Genomic DNA, 4655 nt, shown 5'->3' with positions numbered 1-4655 from the left:
GTCCGGATATCCGGGCTACCCCAGCCCGTATGACCCGTACGCGCAGGGCCGGCCGCCGGGCACCAACGGGATGGCGATCGCGTCCCTGGTGACCTCGCTGGCCGGGCTGTTCTTGTGCTTCGTGCCGTCGGTCGTGGGGATGATCCTGGGCATCATCGCCTTGGGCCAATGCAACCGCACCGGTCAGGAAGGCCGCGGTATGGCCATGGCCGGCACCATCATCGGGGCGGTGCTCACCGCGCTGGGCGTGATCGTGTTCATCGTCTGGCTGTTCGCCATGATCGCCGCCGGCAACTCGTCAAGCTATTAGCGCGGCGGCTCGAACGGGTCGGACAGCCGCCGCATCCCGGCGGCGCGGCCCTTGGCGGCCACCACCAGCGCCATCTTGCGGCTGGCCTCGTCGATCATCTCGTCGCCGAGCATCACCGCGCCGCGGGCCCCGCCGGCGGCCGAGGTGTGCCACTCGTAGGCCTCCAGGATCAGCTCGGCGTGGTCGTACTCGGCCTGGCGCGGACTGAAAATCTCGTTGCCGGCGGCGATCTGATCCGGGTGCAGCACCCATTTCCCGTCGTAGCCCAGCGCCGCCGAGCGCCCGGCCACCCGCCGAAACGCGTCCACGTCGCGGACCTTGAGATACGGGCCGTCGATCGCAGCGATCCCGTGCGCGCGGGCGGCAATCAGGATCGTCATCAGCACCTGGTGGTAGGCGTCGCCGACGTCGTAGCCCTCGGGTTGCTCGCCGACCACCAGGGTGCGCATGTTCAGGCTGGCCATCAGGTCCGCGGGCCCCAGCACCAACGCCTGCACCCGCGGCACCGCGGCGATGGTGTTCACGTTGAGCAACCCGCGGGCGTCCTCGATCTGCGCGTCGATGCCGATCCGGCCGACCGGCAGCCCGTGGCTGATCTCCAGCTGGGTCAGCAGCAGATCCAGCGCGTGGACGTGGGACACGTCGCTGACCTTCGGCAGCACCACCACGTCCAGCTGGGCGGTCGGCTGCGCGCCGACCGCGGCGACCACCTCGATCACGTCGGCGTGCGTCCACGGGGTGGTCCAGTCGTTGACCCGCACCCCCCGCAGCTGCCCGGCCCAGCCCGGGGCGGCCAGCGCGGCCGCCACCCGGGTGCGGGCCGCGGGCTTGGCGTCCGGGGCGACGGCATCCTCCAGGTCGAGGAACACCTCGTCGGCGGGCAGGCTCTTGGCCTTGTCGATCATCTTCTGACTGCTGCCCGGCACCGAAAGGCAGGTTCGGCGGGGCCGATACGCGTTATCCACGGATTTACTCCTACCCTTTGAACCATGGCGTCGGTCAACAGGGTGTATGTGGCGAGGCTGGCGCGAATGCCGGTGTTGGGCCCGGTTGGCGAATCTGTTGGGCGGGTCCGCGATGTCGTGGTCAGCATCAGCATCGTGCGCCAGCAGCAGCCGCGGGTCCTCGGACTGGTGGTCGAACTGTTGAACCGCCGCAGGATTTTCGTGCCGATTCTGCGGGTCGCGGCGATCGAACCCAACGCGGTGTCGCTCAACACCGCCAACGTGTCGCTGCGCCGGTTCGCGCAGCGACCCGGCGAGGTGCTGGCGCTGGGGCAGGTGCTGGATACCCCGGTGCGGGTCAACGATCCCGACCTGCCGCAGTTGGCCGGCATCGAGGTGGTGATCACCGACCTGGGTATCGAGCCGACGCGGTCCCGCGATTGGATGGTGACCCGCGTCGCCGTCCGCAACCAGCGCCGGCTGGGCCGGCGGACCGCCGCGCACGTCGTCGACTGGCATACCGTGCAGGGTCTGACCCCGTCGGCGCTGGCCATGCCGGGCCAGGCGGTGGCGCAGTTGCTGCAGCAGTTCGAGGGGTGGCGACCGATCGAGGTGGCCGACGCGATCCGCGAGCTGCCGCCCAAACGCCGCTACGAGGTGGTCAAGGCGCTCGACGACGAGCGGTTGGCCGACGTGTTGCAGGAGCTGCCCGAGGACGACCAGACCGATCTCTTGCGGCATCTGGACACCAAGCGCGCGGCCGACGTGTTGGAAGCGATGGATCCCGACGACGCCGCCGACGTGCTGGGGGTGATGAACCCGACCGAGGCCGAGACCCTGTTGGCCCGGATGGATCCCGGGGACTCCGACCCGGTGCGGCGCCTGCTCAAGCATTCCCCGGACACCGCGGGCGGTCTGATGACCTCCAACCCGGTGGTGCTGACCCCGGACACGGCGGTGGCGGAGGCGCTGGCCCGGGTCCGCGACCCCGACCTGACCCCGGCGTTGTCGTCGCTGGTGTTTGTGGCCCGCCCCCCGACGGCCACCCCGACCGGGCGCTACCTGGGTTGTGTGCACCTGCAGCGGCTGCTGCGCGAACCACCCGCCGAACTGGTGGGCGGGATCATCGACAGTGACCTGCCCAGCCTGACACCGGACGTTTCGCTCGGCGCGCTGACCCGCTATTTCGCGGCCTACAACTTGGTGTGCGGGCCGGTGGTCGACGAGCAGAATCACCTGCTGGGCGCGGTGACCGTCGACGACGTGCTCGACCATCTGCTGCCCCACGACTGGCGGGAAACCCTCGACGAACCCGAGTTGGAAGCGGCGGGAGGCTCCTCGTGAGCATGCGTTCGGCGCGCCAGCGGCTGTCCACGCCGCGCACCTCGCGGGTGTCGGCGCCGCAGGTCGACGTGGAGGCCTTGGCGCAAATCGGCGAGTCGCTGGCCCGGTTCCTCGGCACCGGGCGCTATCTGGCCCTGCAGACCGTCATCGTGGTGGTGTGGATCGCGTTGAACCTGTCCGCGGCCGGCCTGCGCTGGGACCCCTACCCGTTCATCCTGCTCAATCTGGCGTTCTCCACCCAGGCGGCGTACGCGGCGCCGCTGATCCTGCTGGCGCAAAACCGGCAGGAGAACCGGGATCGGGTGGCGCTGGAAGAGGATCGCCGGCGCGCCGCGCAGACCAAGGCCGACACCGAATACCTGGCCCGGGAACTGGCCGCGCTGCGGCTGGCCATCGGCGAGGTGGCCACCCGCGACTACCTGCGTCACGAACTGGATGACCTACGTGAGCTGCTGGAGCGGCTGCAGCCGGCGAAACCCGAAGAGCGGGAACAACCGGTGGACCGGCACGCCACCCGTCCCAATTGACTGTGAGCTCGCGCATTGTTGCCACTGCGGTCACAGCAGTTATGTATGGTGACGGAGTTCACCTGCGGTTCCGAGAAGCTCTGAGGACGGTCGAGTGCGCATAGGGGGAAGTTGGGGCGCGGCCTCGGCCCTCACCAGGGGCGCAGCCCGCGCGTGGGCTGCGATACGCCAGCGGACGACCCGGGTCACCCGCTCACCGATGTGCGGCCTGGCGGTGATCACCCCGCTGGTCTTCGTCGGCGCCGTCGGCGGCGGGGCGCCGCGGTTCAGCCCGCCCGTGCGCGACGCCGCGGTCACCCCGCTGGCCGCCGTCGCTCCCGCCCCCGCGGACCCGTCCGGTCCGGCGGTGGTGGCGGTCACCCGGCCACCGACCAGCTTCCACGTCGCGGCGGCCGCCGCGTCGGCGCCGCCGCCGGCGATTGTGGTGAGTTCGCCGGGCATGCTGGGGATTCCGGGGATGGCGCTGGCCGCCTACCGCAACGCCGAGCAGATGATGGCGACCGCCGCCCCGGGCTGCGGCATCAGCTGGAACCTGCTGGCCGGGATCGGGCGCATCGAGTCCATGCACGCCAACGGCGGCGCTACCGATGCCCGCGGCACCGCGGTCCGGCCGATCTACGGCCCCTCGCTGGACGGCACCCTGCCCGGCAACGAGGTCATCGTGCAGAGCCGGGCACCCGGCCGGGTGGTCTACGCCCGCGCGATGGGCCCGATGCAGTTCCTGCCGGGCACCTGGGCGCGCTACGCCTCCGACGGCGACGGCGACGGGCAGGCCGACCCGCAGAACCTGTACGACGCCACCCTGGCGGCCGCCCGCTACCTGTGCAGCGGCGGGCTGAACCTGCGCGACCAGTCGCAGGTGCTGACCGCCATCTTGCGCTACAACAACTCGATGCCGTATGCCCGCAACGTGCTGGGCTGGGCCGCCGCCTACGCGACCGGGGTCGTCCCGCTGGATCTGCCGCCGCTCACCGGGCCGCCGCCGCCGATCGGCGACGCCCACCTGGAACACCCGGAGGGGCTGGGGCCGGCGCTGCCGCTGAACTTCAACGGTCTGCCGCCGACCGACCCGCTGGCGCGGATGCCGCTGATCGACCTCGGCCCCTCCCCGACGGCCGGCCCGTACCCGGGTTGGCCCGCCCAGCTGCCCGGGGCGGCGCCGCCGGCGCGGTCGCCGAACTGCTCGGTGATCTGCATCGAACCCCAGGCTCCGCCGCCGGCGCCGGCCGATCCGCTGCCGCCGTTTGGGGCGCCCCCCGCGCCGATGCCGCCCTACGCGGTGCCGCCGGCCGATGCGCCCGCGCCGGCCCCCGTCGGCCCGGCGGCTCCGGTGCCGGCACCGGTCGGTCCGGCCCCGGGCCCGGCCCCCGGTCCGGTCAACTGACCAACTTGACGTGCTCCCTGCCTTGAATGGCGGGGATTCCCGCGCGGCTATGCCGCGGTTGGGGTGCTTCCTGTTTCATCGCCCTGTGCCTCCCGAGTGGTGGGAGGACTTAGCGGGGCTCCACAGGCGTTTCGTCTCTCCGCCCG

5 protein-coding genes are annotated in these 4655 nt (G+C 71.6%); 4 read left to right on the top strand and 1 reads right to left on the bottom strand.

Annotated features, from left to right (window positions below):
• Positions 1–310, top strand: a 310-nt coding sequence (locus tag BKN37_RS25900; RefSeq protein ID WP_071030022.1) for a DUF4190 domain-containing protein, incomplete at its 5' end; no start/stop codon positions are given.
• Here the strand turns inward: BKN37_RS25900 and BKN37_RS25895 are convergent.
• Positions 307–1275: an HpcH/HpaI aldolase/citrate lyase family protein gene (locus BKN37_RS25895; RefSeq protein WP_083342056.1), complete on the bottom strand. Its 969-nt coding sequence runs from the start codon at positions 1273–1275 to the stop codon at positions 307–309. The two genes, BKN37_RS25900 and BKN37_RS25895, sit on opposite strands and share 4 nt — an antisense overlap.
• Positions 1276–1299: 24 nt before the next feature.
• Here BKN37_RS25895 and BKN37_RS25890 point away from each other — a divergent pair, with 24 nt between their 5' ends.
• The 3 genes from BKN37_RS25890 to BKN37_RS25880 all read left to right on the top strand — a co-directional run bounded on the left by BKN37_RS25890 (position 1300) and on the right by BKN37_RS25880 (position 4509).
• Entirely contained in the window at positions 1300–2598 is a 1299-nt protein-coding gene (locus BKN37_RS25890; RefSeq protein WP_071030018.1) for a magnesium transporter MgtE N-terminal domain-containing protein, read from the top strand.
• The gene (locus BKN37_RS25885; RefSeq protein ID WP_071030017.1) at positions 2595–3125 is read left to right on the top strand and encodes a DUF1003 domain-containing protein; all 531 of its coding nucleotides are present in this window, start codon (positions 2595–2597) and stop codon (positions 3123–3125) included. Before BKN37_RS25890 ends, BKN37_RS25885 begins: the two co-directional genes overlap by 4 nt.
• A gap of 94 nt (positions 3126–3219) precedes the next feature.
• Positions 3220–4509, top strand: coding sequence for a lytic transglycosylase domain-containing protein (locus BKN37_RS25880; protein ID WP_083342055.1), 1290 nt, complete (start codon positions 3220–3222; stop codon positions 4507–4509).
• Positions 4510–4655: the final 146 nt, after the last annotated feature.

Source organism: Mycobacterium talmoniae, from assembly GCF_001854525.1.
Classification (GTDB): Bacteria; Actinomycetota; Actinomycetes; order Mycobacteriales; family Mycobacteriaceae; genus Mycobacterium; species Mycobacterium talmoniae.
The sequence above is the reverse complement of the archived record's forward strand: the minus strand, read 5'-3'. Positions and strand labels throughout refer to the sequence as shown.